Annotated in this window: 14 protein-coding genes; 5 read left to right on the forward strand and 9 right to left on the reverse strand. The window is 64.8% G+C overall.

Annotated features, from left to right (window positions below; translation table 11 throughout):
• Positions 1-152: 152 nt before the first annotated feature.
• Positions 153-1,067, forward strand: coding sequence for an NAD(P)/FAD-dependent oxidoreductase (locus GGD40_RS24750; RefSeq protein WP_179745420.1), 915 nt, complete (start codon positions 153-155; stop codon positions 1,065-1,067).
• 57 nt (positions 1,068-1,124) lie between these two features.
• On the opposite strand, the gene GGD40_RS24755 is transcribed toward GGD40_RS24750, so the two are convergent.
• The gene (locus tag GGD40_RS24755; RefSeq protein ID WP_179712200.1) at positions 1,125-1,409 is read right to left on the reverse strand and encodes a hypothetical protein; all 285 of its coding nucleotides are present in this window, start codon (positions 1,407-1,409) and stop codon (positions 1,125-1,127) included.
• A gap of 50 nt (positions 1,410-1,459) precedes the next feature.
• Positions 1,460-1,876 (reverse strand): MarR family winged helix-turn-helix transcriptional regulator, encoded by a 417-nt coding sequence (locus tag GGD40_RS24760; protein ID WP_035563673.1) that lies wholly within the window; start codon positions 1,874-1,876, stop codon positions 1,460-1,462.
• A 140-nt stretch (positions 1,877-2,016) separates the two neighbouring features.
• Here GGD40_RS24760 and GGD40_RS24765 point away from each other — a divergent pair, with 140 nt between their 5' ends.
• Complete coding sequence (locus GGD40_RS24765) at positions 2,017-3,045, forward strand: MerR family transcriptional regulator (protein WP_179745421.1); 1,029 nt, start codon at positions 2,017-2,019, stop codon at positions 3,043-3,045.
• 192 nt (positions 3,046-3,237) lie between these two features.
• On the opposite strand, the gene GGD40_RS24770 is transcribed toward GGD40_RS24765, so the two are convergent.
• The 5 genes from GGD40_RS24770 to GGD40_RS24790 all read right to left on the reverse strand — a co-directional run bounded on the left by GGD40_RS24770 (position 3,238) and on the right by GGD40_RS24790 (position 10,356).
• Complete coding sequence (locus GGD40_RS24770; RefSeq protein ID WP_179745422.1) at positions 3,238-5,349, reverse strand: heavy metal translocating P-type ATPase; 2,112 nt, start codon at positions 5,347-5,349, stop codon at positions 3,238-3,240.
• Positions 5,346-6,524, reverse strand: coding sequence for an SPFH domain-containing protein (locus tag GGD40_RS24775; RefSeq protein WP_179745423.1), 1,179 nt, complete (start codon positions 6,522-6,524; stop codon positions 5,346-5,348). Before GGD40_RS24775 ends, GGD40_RS24770 begins: the two co-directional genes overlap by 4 nt.
• On the reverse strand, positions 6,521-7,567 hold the full coding sequence (gene hflC / locus GGD40_RS24780; protein WP_179745424.1) for a protease modulator HflC: 1,047 nt from the start codon (positions 7,565-7,567) through the stop codon (positions 6,521-6,523). Before hflC ends, GGD40_RS24775 begins: the two co-directional genes overlap by 4 nt.
• Before the next feature lie 43 nt (positions 7,568-7,610).
• The gene (gene hflK, locus GGD40_RS24785) at positions 7,611-9,524 is read right to left on the reverse strand and encodes a protease modulator HflK (protein ID WP_257030573.1); all 1,914 of its coding nucleotides are present in this window, start codon (positions 9,522-9,524) and stop codon (positions 7,611-7,613) included.
• 103 nt (positions 9,525-9,627) lie between these two features.
• Entirely contained in the window at positions 9,628-10,356 is a 729-nt protein-coding gene (locus GGD40_RS24790) for an ArsR/SmtB family transcription factor (protein ID WP_179745425.1), read from the reverse strand.
• A gap of 356 nt (positions 10,357-10,712) precedes the next feature.
• Between GGD40_RS24790 and GGD40_RS24795 the strand changes: the two genes are divergently transcribed.
• A complete protein-coding gene (locus tag GGD40_RS24795) occupies positions 10,713-11,174 on the forward strand; it encodes a TerB family tellurite resistance protein (protein WP_179745426.1) in 462 nt (153 codons plus the stop codon).
• Here GGD40_RS24795 and GGD40_RS24800 read toward each other — a convergent pair.
• Entirely contained in the window at positions 11,147-12,028 is an 882-nt protein-coding gene (locus GGD40_RS24800; protein ID WP_179745427.1) for a LysR family transcriptional regulator, read from the reverse strand. The genes GGD40_RS24795 and GGD40_RS24800 overlap by 28 nt on opposite strands.
• Before the next feature lie 121 nt (positions 12,029-12,149).
• Here GGD40_RS24800 and GGD40_RS24805 point away from each other — a divergent pair, with 121 nt between their 5' ends.
• Both GGD40_RS24805 and GGD40_RS24810 read left to right on the forward strand, forming a co-directional pair.
• Complete coding sequence (locus GGD40_RS24805) at positions 12,150-12,902, forward strand: TerC family protein (protein WP_179745428.1); 753 nt, start codon at positions 12,150-12,152, stop codon at positions 12,900-12,902.
• A gap of 52 nt (positions 12,903-12,954) precedes the next feature.
• Positions 12,955-13,254: a TFIIB-type zinc ribbon-containing protein gene (locus GGD40_RS24810; protein WP_179712181.1), complete on the forward strand. Its 300-nt coding sequence runs from the start codon at positions 12,955-12,957 to the stop codon at positions 13,252-13,254.
• An 82-nt stretch (positions 13,255-13,336) separates the two neighbouring features.
• Here GGD40_RS24810 and GGD40_RS24815 read toward each other — a convergent pair whose 3' ends face one another.
• Entirely contained in the window at positions 13,337-13,984 is a 648-nt protein-coding gene (locus GGD40_RS24815; RefSeq protein WP_257030704.1) for a DUF2894 domain-containing protein, read from the reverse strand.
• Positions 13,985-13,994 lie beyond the last annotated feature (10 nt).

The following is a 13,994-nucleotide window of genomic DNA, read 5'->3' on the forward strand; positions in this document are numbered from 1 at the left end:
GAACCGCGTCGCGTGGAATCAACTCACGCAACATTTAAAGTTGCAAGAAGTATAGCACCGCCCTATCATGCAACTCGTGATGTTTCATGAGATGCGAACGGACGCTCGAACCGGTTGGCGGAGCGGCGCACGCGCAACATTGGAGAGAAAACATGCAGACCGAGCACGATGTAATCGTTGTGGGAGGGAGTTTCGCGGGGCTGTCGGCGGCGATGCAGTTGGCGCGCGCCAGACGCCGCGTTCTGGTGGTGGACGCGGGCTTGCCGCGCAACCGGTTTGCCGCGCATGCGCACGGCTTCTTTGGCCAGGACGGCAAGCCGCCGGCCGAGATCATCCGCGAGGCCGCGGCGCAGCTTGCGCTGTACCCGACGGTTCAGATAGTCAAAGGCGAGGCCGTTGCGGCTGAACGGGTCGCGGATGGTTTTGAAGTCACGCTGGCGGGTGGTCGCATCGAGTCAGCTTCACGCCTGATTCTCGCGACCGGCGTGAGAGACGAATTGCCCGCCATTCCCGGACTTCAGGCACGTTGGGGAATGACGGTCGTCCATTGTCCGTACTGTCATGGATACGAAGTGCGGGATCGGCGTCTCGGCGTGCTGGCTAGTCACGCGTTGTCGATTCATCAAGCGTTGCTCGTTCCGGAGTGGGGGCCGACGACCTATTTCACGCAAGACCACTTCGAACCCGAAGCGGAACAGATCGCCCATCTGGCTGCGCGGGACGTTCGGATCGAACGCTCGCCGGTCGTCGAACTGCTCGGCGATGCGCCACATCTCGACGCGCTGAGACTCGCCGACGGACGCGTGATCTCGATCGATACGCTATTCGTCGCGCCGAAAACGCACATGACGAGTCCGCTCGCCGAGCAACTGGGTTGTGCTTTCGACGACGCGCCGCTCGGCCGCATCATCCGAGTGGATGGATTCAAGCGAACCACCGTCGACGGCGTCTATGCCGCAGGCGACGCCACCAACGCGATGACCAACGCGACGTTTGCTTCGGCGGCGGGCGCGATGGCGGGTGTGAGTGCACATCAGTCGCTGGCTATGCCGGCGCAGGTTAGCTAGCAAATCAGGTCGCCTGGCGTCGGTTTTGAATCGCGCGGGCAACGACTTCTGCAACGCTCAACGCGAGCAGATCGTGACGGCCTGCGCGAACGCATCTTGCTGCGCCGGGTTCTGGAAGAAGGCTTCGAGACTCGAGTGTTCTTCGTTCGCGATCTGTTGCAGGCATAGTCGAGTATTGGCGCGCGTGCTGTCCGGCGCGTAAATGATCGCCACCACGACCAGAACCATGGCGACCAGCCAGATCGTCGCGCCCAATGCCCAGCGCAAGCCGCTTTCCGATATCCACGATGGCGACTGCGTGCGTGGGCGCGTCGTTGCACTGTGTACCGCGCTGCTTTTCATTACGCCTTCCTTTTTGATTAGCAAGACAACCATCTGGAATAAAAAACCCCTCAGGAGAGGGCTTTTCTCACGTCATGCATGCCTGACACGGTCGATTCGAACAACTCCCGCCCGATCTTCGAGCGCAAGGTTCTGGCAATCTGCGCACTGGCCTCGGTGATGGGTCGATCCAGCGCCTTGCCTGCCTGCGTCGGATAAACGCCCCACTCCCTGGCGTCGGCTTCCCCCTGGCGACGCTCGACGAGTTCCTTGTCGCACAGGTTGTCGATCAACCTGGTTGCAGTGGGCCGTGCGATGCCCAACAGGCTCGCCACCTCGCTGCTGAGCGAACCCGGGGAGGCCAGCACCACCCGCAATACAAAACCCTGAGCCGGGGTCAATCCGAACGGCGCGTACGCAGTCGTCCACTCACGCTCGGTAAGCCGGGCGAGTGCCGAAGAGTTGAAGTAAAGGCAGTGATCGAACATGGCTAGATTAGATCGCAAATTGGTTAGCAAGACAACCACAATTTGTTTATTGCACTCCCCTGAATGCTCTGCTCATTCCTCTTGACCCTCACGTAGCGTAAGGTTCTAACCTTCATCGTGAACCCTGACAGGAGGCTCGAATGCGGTTGAAAGTGGGCGAACTTGCCAAGCGCAGCGGGCTCACCGTCCGTACGCTGCACCACTACGACGCAATCGGCTTGCTGAGGCCATCGGCACGCGCCGACAACGGCTATCGGCTGTACGACCGTCACGACGTTTCCCGGCTCCATCAGATCCAGGCAATGCGTCGTTTCGGACTCGCGCTCGCCGAGATTCAGACCTATCTGGCTCAGCCCGAAACTCCGCTGGCTAATATCGTCGAGCGTCAGATCGCCATGCTCGACAGTCAGATTCAACAGGCGGCGCGCTTGCGCGAACGCCTTGCGGATCTGCATGGCATGCTGCTTCACGGCGAGGAACCGGAGTTGACCGACTGGCTCACCACGTTGGAGATGATGACCATGTACGACAAGTATTTTTCTACCGACGAACTTGCCCGCCTGCCGATGTACCGCAATACGCAGGCGCCGGATCCTGAATGGACGACGCTGATCGCCGAGGTCCGCGCGTTGATGGACTGCGGCGTGCCGCCCGAAAGCGAAGCGGCACGCACGCTGTCGAAGCGCTGGATGACGATGCTGGTGCGCGACACAGGCGGCGACCCGCGCCTCGTCGCGAAGCTGAATCAGATGCACAACAACGAACCGTCGATGCAGGTGCACATCGGCATTTCGACCCAGCTACGGGACTATGTGCTGCTCGCGTTCAGTGAAACGAAGATGCTGGTCTACGAAAAGTATCTGACGCCCGGCGAGATTCGCTTCATGCGCGCGAACTACGGCAAGCGCGCGATGGAATGGCCGCAGCTAATGGCCGACGTGCGCGACGCGATGGACGCGGGCGCCACGCCCGAATCGCCAGCAGGGCGCGAACTCGCCCGACGTTGGCTCGATCTATTCAGGAGTTATGCGGGCGACGATCCGGAGACGCATAGACGGCTGCGTCACGCGCTTCAAACCGAGCCCGAGTTGATGCTGGGTTCATGGACGGACGAGTCGATGCTCGCGTTCATGCGCGCGGCGATGAATTCCGGCGTGCAGTCACGGTAACGGCTGTAACGAACGGCGCGAGCCGGTGGGTTAGCCGCCTCGCAGCCCACCTGCTGATGACCGCAAGGCTGCCATGCGGCCTTGCGAACCGCCGCGGCGATCTCCTCGCCGACGGCAGGATCCCAGCGCGGGCCGCGGGCTTCCCCGATGTGCCATCTTCACTTCAGCTTTGCATCGTGAACCAGCCCGCACTCACGCGGAAACGCTGGTGCTGCCCGATTCTTGCGCGACACCGGCGTGTGCAAGGCCGGCCGAATCGCTATCTTCATCCATGCGCAGCAGCCGCCCCGCATTCGCGATCACGATGAACGTGCCGAGGTTATGCAGCAGCGCGATCCACACCGCGCCCAACGTGCCCGTCGCCGCGAGCACGATCACCGCGACGGTCCACGCCAAACCGATCGCCGCGTTGATCGTCGCGGTCTGCAAACAACGCCGGCCGAGCCGCACGCAGGTCGCAATGCGACGCAGGTCGTCGCCCAACAGAACGACGTCGGCCGAGGCGACCGCGATGTCGATTCCGCGCTCGCCCATCGCCACGCTCGTCGGGCCGGCCTTGATCGCGAGCACGTCGTTCAGGCCATCGCCGACCACGAGCGGGTGATAGCCCTGCGCCATTTCCTGCACCACGTAGTCGAGTTTGTCGTGCGGCAAAGCCTCCGCGACGACAATCTCGATACCGGTTTGCGCCGCTACTTTGCGAGCGACGGCCGCGCGGTCGCCGGTCAACAGCGTCTGACGCGTCAGCCCGAGTGCGCGCAAATCTTCGAGCGCGTGTTTCGCCTCCGCACGCAGCGCGTCGGCGAAACCGAACCATGCGAGCAGACGGCCGTTCAACGCGAGACCGACGCAAGGGCCGTCGATCTCGCGTGGCGGCTCCGGCAAATCCTGTACGTAGTCGGAGAGCAAGCCGTGGCGACCCAGCACGGCGACGCCGTCGACCGTATCCGCCACCACGCCGAGCCCGCGCAACTCGCGTGCATGTTCCAACGGCGTTTCGCCGACACCGACACCGACACCGACACCCCCGCCGCCCCGCCCAGCCTCAGTCGCATAGCGAACCAGCGCGCGACTCACCGGATGCGCGCTACTGCCGCCCAGGCGCACCGCCAGTTCCAGTACCTGTGCCGTGTCGACGCCCTCTTGCAGCAAGACACGCTCGACGCGCAATTCGCCGTAAGTCAGCGTGCCGGTCTTGTCGATTACGAGCGAATCGATCTGCGCGAACTTGTCGAGAAACGCGGCGCTTCTGAACAGAATGCCGTGCCGCGCCCCGACCGCGATGCCGGCGATCGCCGTCGACGGCGCGGCAAGCACCAGCGCGCATGGACACGCGGCGACTATCACGGCCAGCATCGCCGATGCATTCGCCGACGTGAACCACACGATCGCCGCTATCAGCAACACGAGGCACAAATAACCGCCCATGTAACGTTCGAGCATTTGCGTGATCGGCGGCTTGGCCTGCTCGGCTCGCTGCATCAGTTCGATGATCTTGCCGAGCGTCGATTGCTTGCCCGCGTGCAGTACTTCGATTCGCAGCGGACCGTCGAGATTCATCGCGCCGCCGAACACCGCCGCGCCCGTGTCGACATCGAGCGGCACCGACTCCCCGGTGATCGCCGCATTGTCGACGCTCGATTGACCATGCAGCACCACACCGTCGGCGGGGATACGCTCGCCGGCCGCGACTTCGATCCGGTCGCCGGCTTGCAACGCTTCATACGGCACTTCTTCGAGCGAGCCGTCCGCGCCGACGCGCCGCACCTTGCCCGACGTCAAGCGGCCGAGCGCTCGGATCGCTTCCTGCGAGCCGAGCACGCTGCGTTCTTCGAGCGCGTGGCCGAAGGTCATCACGATCGGCAGCAAGGCGGCAGTGGCCATGTCGCCGACTGCCCAGGCCGCCAGCATCGCGAGCGCGATCAGGCGGTCGGTCACACCGTGCAGACTCGGCGACTTGAGGCTGTGCCACGCGCCCGCAAACACCGGACCGGCGACGACCAGCGACGCCAGTCCCGCGAGCACCTGCGACAGCGCTTCATCGGCGGGCGCGAACGCGTGCCAGGCGGTCGACAGTATCAGCAGACCGCCGGCGAGGAGCGCCAGGGCGATTTGCCGCGTTACCGTGCGTTGCTCGGAGGCCGAGAGGGGAATGGACGGCGCGGAAGCTGGGCGATGTGGGCTGTGTGCCGCGTGCGTGTGCTCTGCGTGCGAGTGCTCTGCGTGCGAATGCCCAGCATGCTCCGCGTTCGCATGTCCCTCACGCCCTTCCCCGCCCCTCACAGGTCCAATACTCGCGCTCATTTCGCGTTCCCCGGCAGAATCAGGTTGGACGTGTTGTGCGGATCGACCGTCGTCACGCTGGCCGCTTTCGCGAGAATCGACTGCACGCGATCCCGATACACGCGCGCCAGCAGACCCGGATCGCTATTGCTGCGCACCGGCTCTTCCAGTTGCTGAATGGTCAAGGTTTTCGCCCGCGCCGTCGCCACCCGTTCGACCGCGCTAGCTTGCGCGTTCTGCACGATCCGGTCGGCGTCCTGCTCCGAATCCTGACGGATCTTCTCGGCGGCGGTGCGCGCTTCGGCCATGCTGCGCTCGGCCACCTGCAACGACGTCAGCACCGAATTGAACGCACCGACCGCTGCAGCGGGAAACGCCGCCTCGACGTCGACACGCGCCACTTCGACACCGAGCCCCGCATGCTGCGCATCGAGTTGCCGCAGACGTCGCTGCACCTCCTGCGCGAGATCGCCACGCAAGCGTTCGCGCTTCACGGCGAGTTGCTGATCCGCCGACAACAACTCCGGCCGCGCGACCAGAATCGCATCCAGATTCCGCTTCGCCACGACGGCCGCAGCGGACGCCGACACGATCCGTTCGAGCGCGGCATCGAGCCGGTCTTTTTGCAGCACGTACGCGTACGCGTCGACGACGCGGTAGTAAAGCGTGGCGCGCAACTGCAAAACGCCGTTGTCGCCGGTGAGCAGATAACCCGAGCCGGCGAGCGCATCGGACAACAACGTGCCGGGCGCGGGCGCACCTTCCGGAGCGGCGTTCTCGTCCGACACAGCGGGTATGCCGCCGGGCGGCACATCCGTCGGGCCGGCCGCGCCGCTATCCGCATCGGGCAAACCTTGCGACAGGGACGACGCGTCCGGCAAGTGGGCATCCGCATCGCGCGCGCGCGGGTCGCGTTCGAGCGATTGAATGCGCTGCTCCAGCACCCGCGCGCTGCCCGGCACCAGCAACGTCGTCTCGAACGGACGCGGCCACGCGATCAGCAAGCCCGCGTCCTGCGTGCGGACAAACGCGCCGAAGCGCAATACGACCGCGCGGCTGTCGGCTGGAATACGCTGGATGTTCGAGCTCGCCCACGCGCACGCGGCCAGCACCGCTATGGCCGCGACGAACCAGAACGACAGGCGGACCGCCTGTGCGCCGGGTCCGAGCGGCGGCAAGCCGGCGTCGGTGCTCATCGCGAGGCCCTGGATTTTTTCGCCGACGGCGCGGCTGCTGCACCTGCGCCGCTAGGGTCTTGCGGCCCCTGCACCAACGCCTGGAACGGCGCCGCATCGGTGCGCAAGATCAGGTTCGTGTTGGCGCTGACCACGGTGTCGAGCGTGTCGAGCGAACGCAGCATCGTGTAAAGCCGGGGATTGCCCGCGTAGGTGGCGCCGTAGATCGCGGCGGCGTCCTGACGCGATTGCGCTTCGATCTGCGCGGCCTTCACGTTGGCGTCGGCCACCGCGAGACGAGCGTCGCGGTCCGCATCCGAACGGATCTGCGCGGCCTCGCGATTGCCATCCGCGGTGCGTTGCGCGGCGACCGTCTCGCGCTCCGCGCTCATCCGGCTGACCGTGGCCGCGAGCGTCACGGCGGGCAACGTCAGCCGCTCTAATCCCACTTGCACGACGTGTACGCCATAGGCCGAGTAAAGCTGCGCGTCGATCTGCGTGCGCAATGCGTTTTCGAACGCGGCAACGCGAACCCGCGACGGGTCGGTATTGACCAGCGACGCCAGGTCGAATCCCGCCGACGTGGTCTGCAACGACGAGCCAAGCAGCGAGCGAATCTGCTGCGCGGCCTCGTCAGGCCGGTTGCCCACGGCGCGCACGAAACGGCGCACGTCGTTCGGATCGGCGGCGACGCGCCACGCCACGTAGGCCTGCACGATGATCCGCAAGCCGTCGCGCGTACCGACGTCCTGCAAGCCGCTCGATGTCGTATGCAGACGCAGGTCGACCGGCACCGCCGCTTCGATCGGCGCGGGCAGGCGCCACGCGAGTCCGGGTTCGAGCAGCACGCGCACCGGTTGCCCGAAACGCGTGATCACCGACGCTTCGCCCGCCCGAACGGAAATGAAGCTCGCCACCGCGATCGCGATCGCGACGCACAGCAACGCGAGCAGCACACGCAGATAGAACGGGCCACCCCGTTTGCTTTGCGCGTCACCGTGATCGCCATGGTGGTGGTGATGGTGATGCCCGTGACCATCTGCATGCGAATGCAACAAACTCATGAAATCACCTTGAAAACAGCCTCGCCGGCATGCGGCGCGTGCCTCAATTGCCGCGAGGAAGGCCGGCGAGATCGCCGGCCGTGAAAGTGCGCAGATCGAGCGTGGCGCGATGATCGGCGACGAGCCGGTCGTCGATCACGGTAATGCGCGCGTTCTGCAATCCCTGTTGCAATTTGGCCAGGTAGTACTCGAACGTGAAAGCGGGACCACCCAGGCGATAAGCCACGGCTTCCGCCGAGAAATTGGTTTGCTGCACCCGCGCCGACGCCAGCGTGTCGCCGGCCCGCGCGCTCGCTTTCGCGACCTGGGTCAGCGCCTGCTGCTGCGCGGTGCCGAGTACCTGCGCGGCAAATCCGTGCGCCTGCGCGACGCTGGCTTGCGCACGAATCTGCGCGGCCTGCACGTCGTGATAGGCCGCGGCCGCACCCGCCGGCGGATGGACACTTTCGATCACGACCGCGACCACATCGATGCCACTGCCGAGCCGGTCGAGTTGCGACTGAACGGCATTGCGCACCGTTTCCGCCATCACGGTCTGGCTGGTTTCGAGCAGCGACGCCAGCGTATGCGACGCGAGGTAATGCATCACCTCGCGATTGGCGATCGACCGTACGGTGCTCTCCGGATCGACCGAGCGATACAGCGCGGCGCGCGCGGCCGCGTCGCTCAGACCGATGCGGTAATCGAGCCGCACGTCGGCATTGACGATCTGGAAGCTCTGCTGATCGCCGCTCGCGCCGGCGATCACCTGACTCGTCTCCCACGGGTGCTGAGCGTCCCAGAGACGATTCAATTGCTCGGGTGTGGGACCGTCAGCCGCAGCGGCGGGCGCCGCGACGCTGCTGTCGTCCGCGCCGCCGGACACGATCAGTTGATGCACGGCGCCGTTGTCGACCATGCGCGTCTTGCCGAACGGCCAGGGCAAGCCGGCATGCAAGCCCGGCGACCAGACCTCGACCGGCGCGCCGAATCGTTCATACACCGCGCGCTGGGCCGGATTCAAGACGACGACCGACGTCAGCAGCCACGCGCAGACCGCCATGGTCGCGATCGTGGCGGGCAGTAGCCGCATGAAACTGCGCAGCACCCAGTTCTGCCGCAGATCGATGCCGTAGCGGTCGTGCAATTCGGCGCCGAGCGACGCCAGCGGCGAGCGGCCAAAACGCAATAGCCCGGCCAGCAGGCTAGCTGGAACATGGGTCGCGCGGTCGGCCGCACGCGGCATGAAAAGCCACAGCAACAGCATGCGCAACGCCATCTCGACGGCAATCGCCGCGCACAACACGGCGGCCGCCTGCACGACCAGATCGAGCGCTCTGTGCGCGTAAATAAACCATGCCGCCGACAACGCCGCCGCGAGCGCGCACAGCAGCAACACGCGCAACATGCCGGCCAGCGATACCGCGCGCGACGCGCCCGGCCGCTCGGCGGCATGCGCGTAAAACCGTTCGGCGACGAGGGTGAGAAACGCGAGCGTCAGCGCAGCCGCGCCGCTGACGATCACGAGCGACGGCGAGACCATCGCGTGAATCAGCATGGCCGGGTCGACGGGTTTCAACGCCGTCAGCGCGAGCGCCACGGCCAGGCAGCAAGCGGCGAGAACGCACCACGGTTGCCAGCGAAGCTGACGCAGCAGGCCGGCGAAGGAAGGCGTCTCGGCGTCGTGCCAGACGAATCGCCGGAGGTACCCGACGCCGCGCTTCCAGGCCGGTCCTTCGACGGGCGCCGCCGCTCGGCGGGCCGCCGGCAGTCGCCAGATCGCGACGACGACGACGTTGACAAAGGCGCTCGCCAGCACGGCACACCAGCGCGGATCGACCGGCAAGCGTTTCGTCAGGCTCAACGCGCCGAGCACGGCAGCGAATGCTGCGGCGACCCAGCCGAGCAGCGCGACGTCGTTACGTTCGGCCAGCCGCGCACGCATGTCGCTGTCTTCGCGTCCAGCCTGATCCGACATCTGCAATCCTTACCAATGAGTTACAAACCGGATGACGTACTGCCTCTCCGAACTAGACCGCTCTGCACTGCGAGCCGCAATTTAACGCGCCGGTAGAGGAAACTCAAGGACACTCGGCGACCGGCGCGCAACGTTCGATCGACTCCGGCGTCAGCCCCAGATGATCCCGCAATCCCACCCAGCCTTCCTGCGTGATCTGCACGGCCCGCGAGGTGTCGGCACGCCGCAACCAGCCTTTGGCGCACAACAGATCGAGAAAACCCACACCGAGCGGACCGGCCAGATGATGCTGGCGCTCCGACCAGTCGAGACACTGACGCGCAATGCCGTGCCGCCCGGGCTTCACTGCAGCGATATCGAGTCCCAGCTTACAGAACCATGCCGCGCCGGCCGGTGTGACCTCGAACCGTTTGTCGTCCGCGGCGGAAAGAAAACCGCGCTGCATCAGATGCTGCGTAATCGCCACACCGGCCTGCCCGGCCAGATGGTCGTAGCAGCAGCGCGCAAAACGCAACTTGCCCGCTTCGCGGCCGAGCGATTTGCGACGCACAACCCGTTGCGTGCCGATCGACGCGAGACTTTCAAGCGCCACGGCGACATGCGGATTCGCGAGCCGGTAGTAACGGTGACGCCCCTGCTTTTCCACGGCGACCAGACCACCATCGAGCAGCTTCGCCAGATGGCTGCTGGCCGTCTGCGCGGTGACGCCGGCCGCATAAGCGAGTTCGCCGGCGGGCAGCGCGCGGCCGTCGACCAATGCCATCAGCATCGAGGCGCGCGCGGCGTCGGCGATCAGAAAAGCAGTGGCGGACAAATTGGGCTGGGCATGCATGACGGTCTCCGGGTTGTCGGATCGAGCATAGCGCGACGACATAGTCGCACGTTTCGATCCGTATCGAAGCATCCGGCGGACCATCGCGGGAATCTTAATGGAAGACGCCCACGGGCGCGCAAGTGCCGGTCACGGTCGGGATGCGTCACGCGTTCCAAGCGGCTGGTCACGCGCAGGCGGTGAAGACGGTTGCCGGGTTTCGACCTGGTATCCGTTTTCACTGCATCACACTGAATGACATCGCTTCGGTTTTTTCGAACTGTCACTTCGTAATTAGCAGGTTTATTCGAATCGTCGCATCACGCAGACTGAGGTTCATCACCACAGCGGACACCGTCCGCGAAAGGAACCCGATCATGCGAACCTATCCCCGCAACAGCCCTCAAGCCGCAGCCCGTATCGTCGCGCTCGCCCTCACCGCCGACGGCCACGTCTGCAGTTCGGAGGAGCGCGCCCTCGACAAACTGGATATAGCCGGTCAGCTCGGCCTCGCGCCGGCGCAATTCGCGCAAATCGTTCAGGCGATGTGTGAAGACCACTCCGGCGCGCAAACGTCGCTCGCGCCCACGGTCGGCCCGCTCGACGAACCCATGCTCACCGAGCTGATCGCCGAAATCGACGACCCCAAGTTGCGCGCCAAGGTGATCCGCCTGTGTATCGCCGTCACGATCGCGGACAACCACCTGGCGGATGACGAAATCGCCCTGCTCGCCGCCATTCTCAACGCGTGGGGGCCTCAACCCAACCCGCTGCTGAGCCGGCATGGCGCGCTGCTGCGCGCGCCGCGCGCTTACGAACGCACGGCGGCCAGCACCTGAGAGGCGAGCGCATGATGTTGCCCGCGCCGCGACCGGATCGCGTGGATCTCTTCGACCACGCCTTCCGCGCGGCCGAGCCAGCGCACGCCGCGCAGCAGCGTCAGGTCTTCCGCGCCCAGTTCCGCGAGCGGGAACACACCGAGCCCACGCGCCGCGAATACGGCCATTAGCGCGCTGTCCTCGAATTCGCCGACGACGCGCGGCCGGATGCCGGCCGCCTCGAACCAGCGGTCGAGTCGCGCGCGCAACGCGGCGTGCCGTGTGGGCAGCAGCACAGGGATCTCCGCGAGACATTGCGGAAAGCCTGCGCGCGTGGCTTTGCGAACGATTTCCGCGGGACCATACCAGTCGACGGGCGAGCCGACGAGACGCTGACTGAACACCCGCAGGTCGGTGTCATGCGGCGCGGGCTGGCACGCGAGCACGAGATCGAGCCGATGCAGCGCGAGCTCCGACAGCAGTTGCGAATGCTCGCCCTCGTGGCATAGCAGCCTGAGCGACGGCGTGCCCAGCACCGGCGCGAGGAGCGCGTGCGCCGCAAGCTTGGAAATACCGTCGGAGAGGCCGACCGCCAGCCGCGCCAGGCCTTCACCGCCTGGCTCGCGCATCTCGTCGAGCAGCGCTTCGCCGATCTGGAAGATCTGCTCGGCGCGATTGAAGGCCGTTTCACCGGCCTCGGTCATCGTGACGCCGCGCCCGGCCGGTTTCAGCAACTGGCGGCCGATCGATTTTTCCAGTTCGCGCACCTGCGCGCTGATCGTCTGGACAGCCATGTCGAGGTGCTCGGCCGCGCGCGCAAAGCCGCCCTCCTTCACGACGATCCAGAAATAGTAGAGATGACGGTAGTTGAGCATGTCGGAAACACTTCGTAAAAACCGATGTATCGATCAGCTTATCACTGATTTATCCGAACCTCGATAACGGCGAAGATAGCTCTACCGCAACGTTTGACGCCTCTATTTTCTGACGACTCCCATGGACACTCTGCTCGTACTCTTTGCCGATCCCGCCGCATGGGCCGCGCTCCTCACGCTGGTGGTGATGGAAATCGTGCTCGGCATCGACAACCTGATCTTCATCTCGATCCTTAGCAACAAGTTGCCCGAAGCGCAGCGCGCCCGCACGCAACGGATCGGCATCATGCTCGCGCTCGTATTGCGACTCGCTTTGCTCGGCACGGTGGCGTGGATCGCGCAGTTGACCGCACCCGCGTTCGCGCTGTTCGGCCATGCGTTCTCCTGGCGCGATCTGATTCTGCTTGCCGGCGGTCTGTTCCTCGTCTGGAAGGCGACCGGTGAAATCCGGCACCACGTCACTCACGAGGACGACGTCAGCGGCAAAGCGGGTTCGACGATCCAGTTGACCGCGGCGGCGGCGATCGGCCAGATCCTCGTGCTCGACATCGTGTTCTCGGTGGACAGCATCATTACCGCGGTCGGCATGACCGAACACATGCCGATCATGTTTATCGCGGTGATCGCCGCGGTCATGGTGATGTTGTTCGCTGCACAGCCGCTGTCGCGCTTTATCGAGCGGAATCCGACCATCGTGATGCTGGCGCTCAGCTTCCTGCTCGTGATCGGTATGACGCTGATCGCCGAGGGTTTCGGCTCCCACGTGCCAAAGGCTTACATCTACGTGGCGATGGCGTTCTCCGCGTTCGTCGAAGCGATGAACATGCTGGTGCGCCGGGCGAAATCGAAGCAGACCATTAGCAGCAGCGAATGATCGACCGCGAGCCTGAGCGATCTATGTTTTTGTATTCTTGAGGAGCGACACCATGAAATGCCCCGTTTGCAAAACGACCGATTTGCTGATGACCGAGCGCCGCTCGATCGAAATCGACTACTGCCCGGACTGCCGGGGTGTCTGGCTCGATCGCGGTGAACTCGACAAACTGATTGCGCAGGACGACGCGAATCTCGATGCGCCCGCAACGGTACGCGCGGGCCGGGACGACCATCGCGAGCGCGACAGGGAGCACGCGTACGATAACCATCGCGGACGCGACGAGCATCGTACGGGGTATCGGGGATATAAGAAGAAGCGCTCGATCTTCGACGTGTTCGATTTCGATTGAGCGTGGGGTTCAGCGTTGCGCGTTACGCGGCGCGGTTGCGACGCGTCGGGCGTCGCGGCACGTCGCGGTGCCGCACGCGTAGTCAGCGTGCTTTGCCGCGAGCGCTCTTACCGGCGCTCGCTGCGCGAGGCGCGTCTTTACCCGCAGGCAGGCCACCGTTCATCTGCTCCATCCACGACAACGCGTCGACGTAAGCCAGAAACTGTTTGAGGTAGCCCGGCGACAACTCGCGCATCAGCGAAAGCGAACGATGCACCAGGCTGCTCGAATTGAGCGGTCCGGCATTGCCAGGGACTTGCTCCAACGACTGGCGTAGCTGTTTCTCGGTCCGAACTTTCGACCAGATTTCCCTGAAGTGATCGAGCGCCGCCAGTTCCGGATACGACGCGGCGGTAGGCAGGCCGTGTGCGACGACGCGCTGCTCGCCTTCTGTCGGCGCGTGCCTGACGATGTGTTCGGTCAATTCGGCGAGCGCGCTTCGAGCGTGTTCATTCGCCGCCGCTACGGTCGCCGCAGTGCCGCTTTCAGTTGCCGAAGTTTCGGCTCGCTCCAAATCCGCGGCATAGGCTTCGATCAACGTCGCCAGCTTCGCGTCCAGGATCCGCCGCGCCGCGCCGCTATGATTCGCCGCGCGACGTGCCAGCGCATCGATGAAATGGAAGCGGATTGGGTCGAAGCGATCGGCGTGGCACTCGCGCCATGCGTCGAGCGCGGCGCTTACCGCGTTCATCGCGTTCACC

The sequence above is a fragment of the Paraburkholderia bryophila genome, from assembly GCF_013409255.1.
GTDB lineage: Bacteria > Pseudomonadota > Gammaproteobacteria > Burkholderiales > Burkholderiaceae > Paraburkholderia.

Coding starts and splice junctions, on each gene's coding strand:
- GGD40_RS24750 (WP_179745420.1), top strand. CDS start 153: ATGCAGACCGAGCACGATGTAATCGTTGTGGGAGGGAGTTTCGCGGGG.
- GGD40_RS24755 (WP_179712200.1), bottom strand. CDS start 1,409: ATGAAAAGCAGCGCGGTACACAGTGCAACGACGCGCCCACGCACGCAG.
- GGD40_RS24760 (WP_035563673.1), bottom strand. CDS start 1,876: ATGTTCGATCACTGCCTTTACTTCAACTCTTCGGCACTCGCCCGGCTT.
- GGD40_RS24765 (WP_179745421.1), top strand. CDS start 2,017: ATGCGGTTGAAAGTGGGCGAACTTGCCAAGCGCAGCGGGCTCACCGTC.
- GGD40_RS24770 (WP_179745422.1), bottom strand. CDS start 5,349: ATGAGCGCGAGTATTGGACCTGTGAGGGGCGGGGAAGGGCGTGAGGGA.
- GGD40_RS24775 (WP_179745423.1), bottom strand. CDS start 6,524: ATGAGCACCGACGCCGGCTTGCCGCCGCTCGGACCCGGCGCACAGGCG.
- hflC (WP_179745424.1), bottom strand. CDS start 7,567: ATGAGTTTGTTGCATTCGCATGCAGATGGTCACGGGCATCACCATCAC.
- hflK (WP_257030573.1), bottom strand. CDS start 9,524: ATGTCGGATCAGGCTGGACGCGAAGACAGCGACATGCGTGCGCGGCTG.
- GGD40_RS24790 (WP_179745425.1), bottom strand. CDS start 10,356: ATGCATGCCCAGCCCAATTTGTCCGCCACTGCTTTTCTGATCGCCGAC.
- GGD40_RS24795 (WP_179745426.1), top strand. CDS start 10,713: ATGCGAACCTATCCCCGCAACAGCCCTCAAGCCGCAGCCCGTATCGTC.
- GGD40_RS24800 (WP_179745427.1), bottom strand. CDS start 12,028: ATGCTCAACTACCGTCATCTCTACTATTTCTGGATCGTCGTGAAGGAG.
- GGD40_RS24805 (WP_179745428.1), top strand. CDS start 12,150: ATGGACACTCTGCTCGTACTCTTTGCCGATCCCGCCGCATGGGCCGCG.
- GGD40_RS24810 (WP_179712181.1), top strand. CDS start 12,955: ATGAAATGCCCCGTTTGCAAAACGACCGATTTGCTGATGACCGAGCGC.
- GGD40_RS24815 (WP_257030704.1), bottom strand. CDS start 13,984: ATGAACGCGGTAAGCGCCGCGCTCGACGCATGGCGCGAGTGCCACGCC.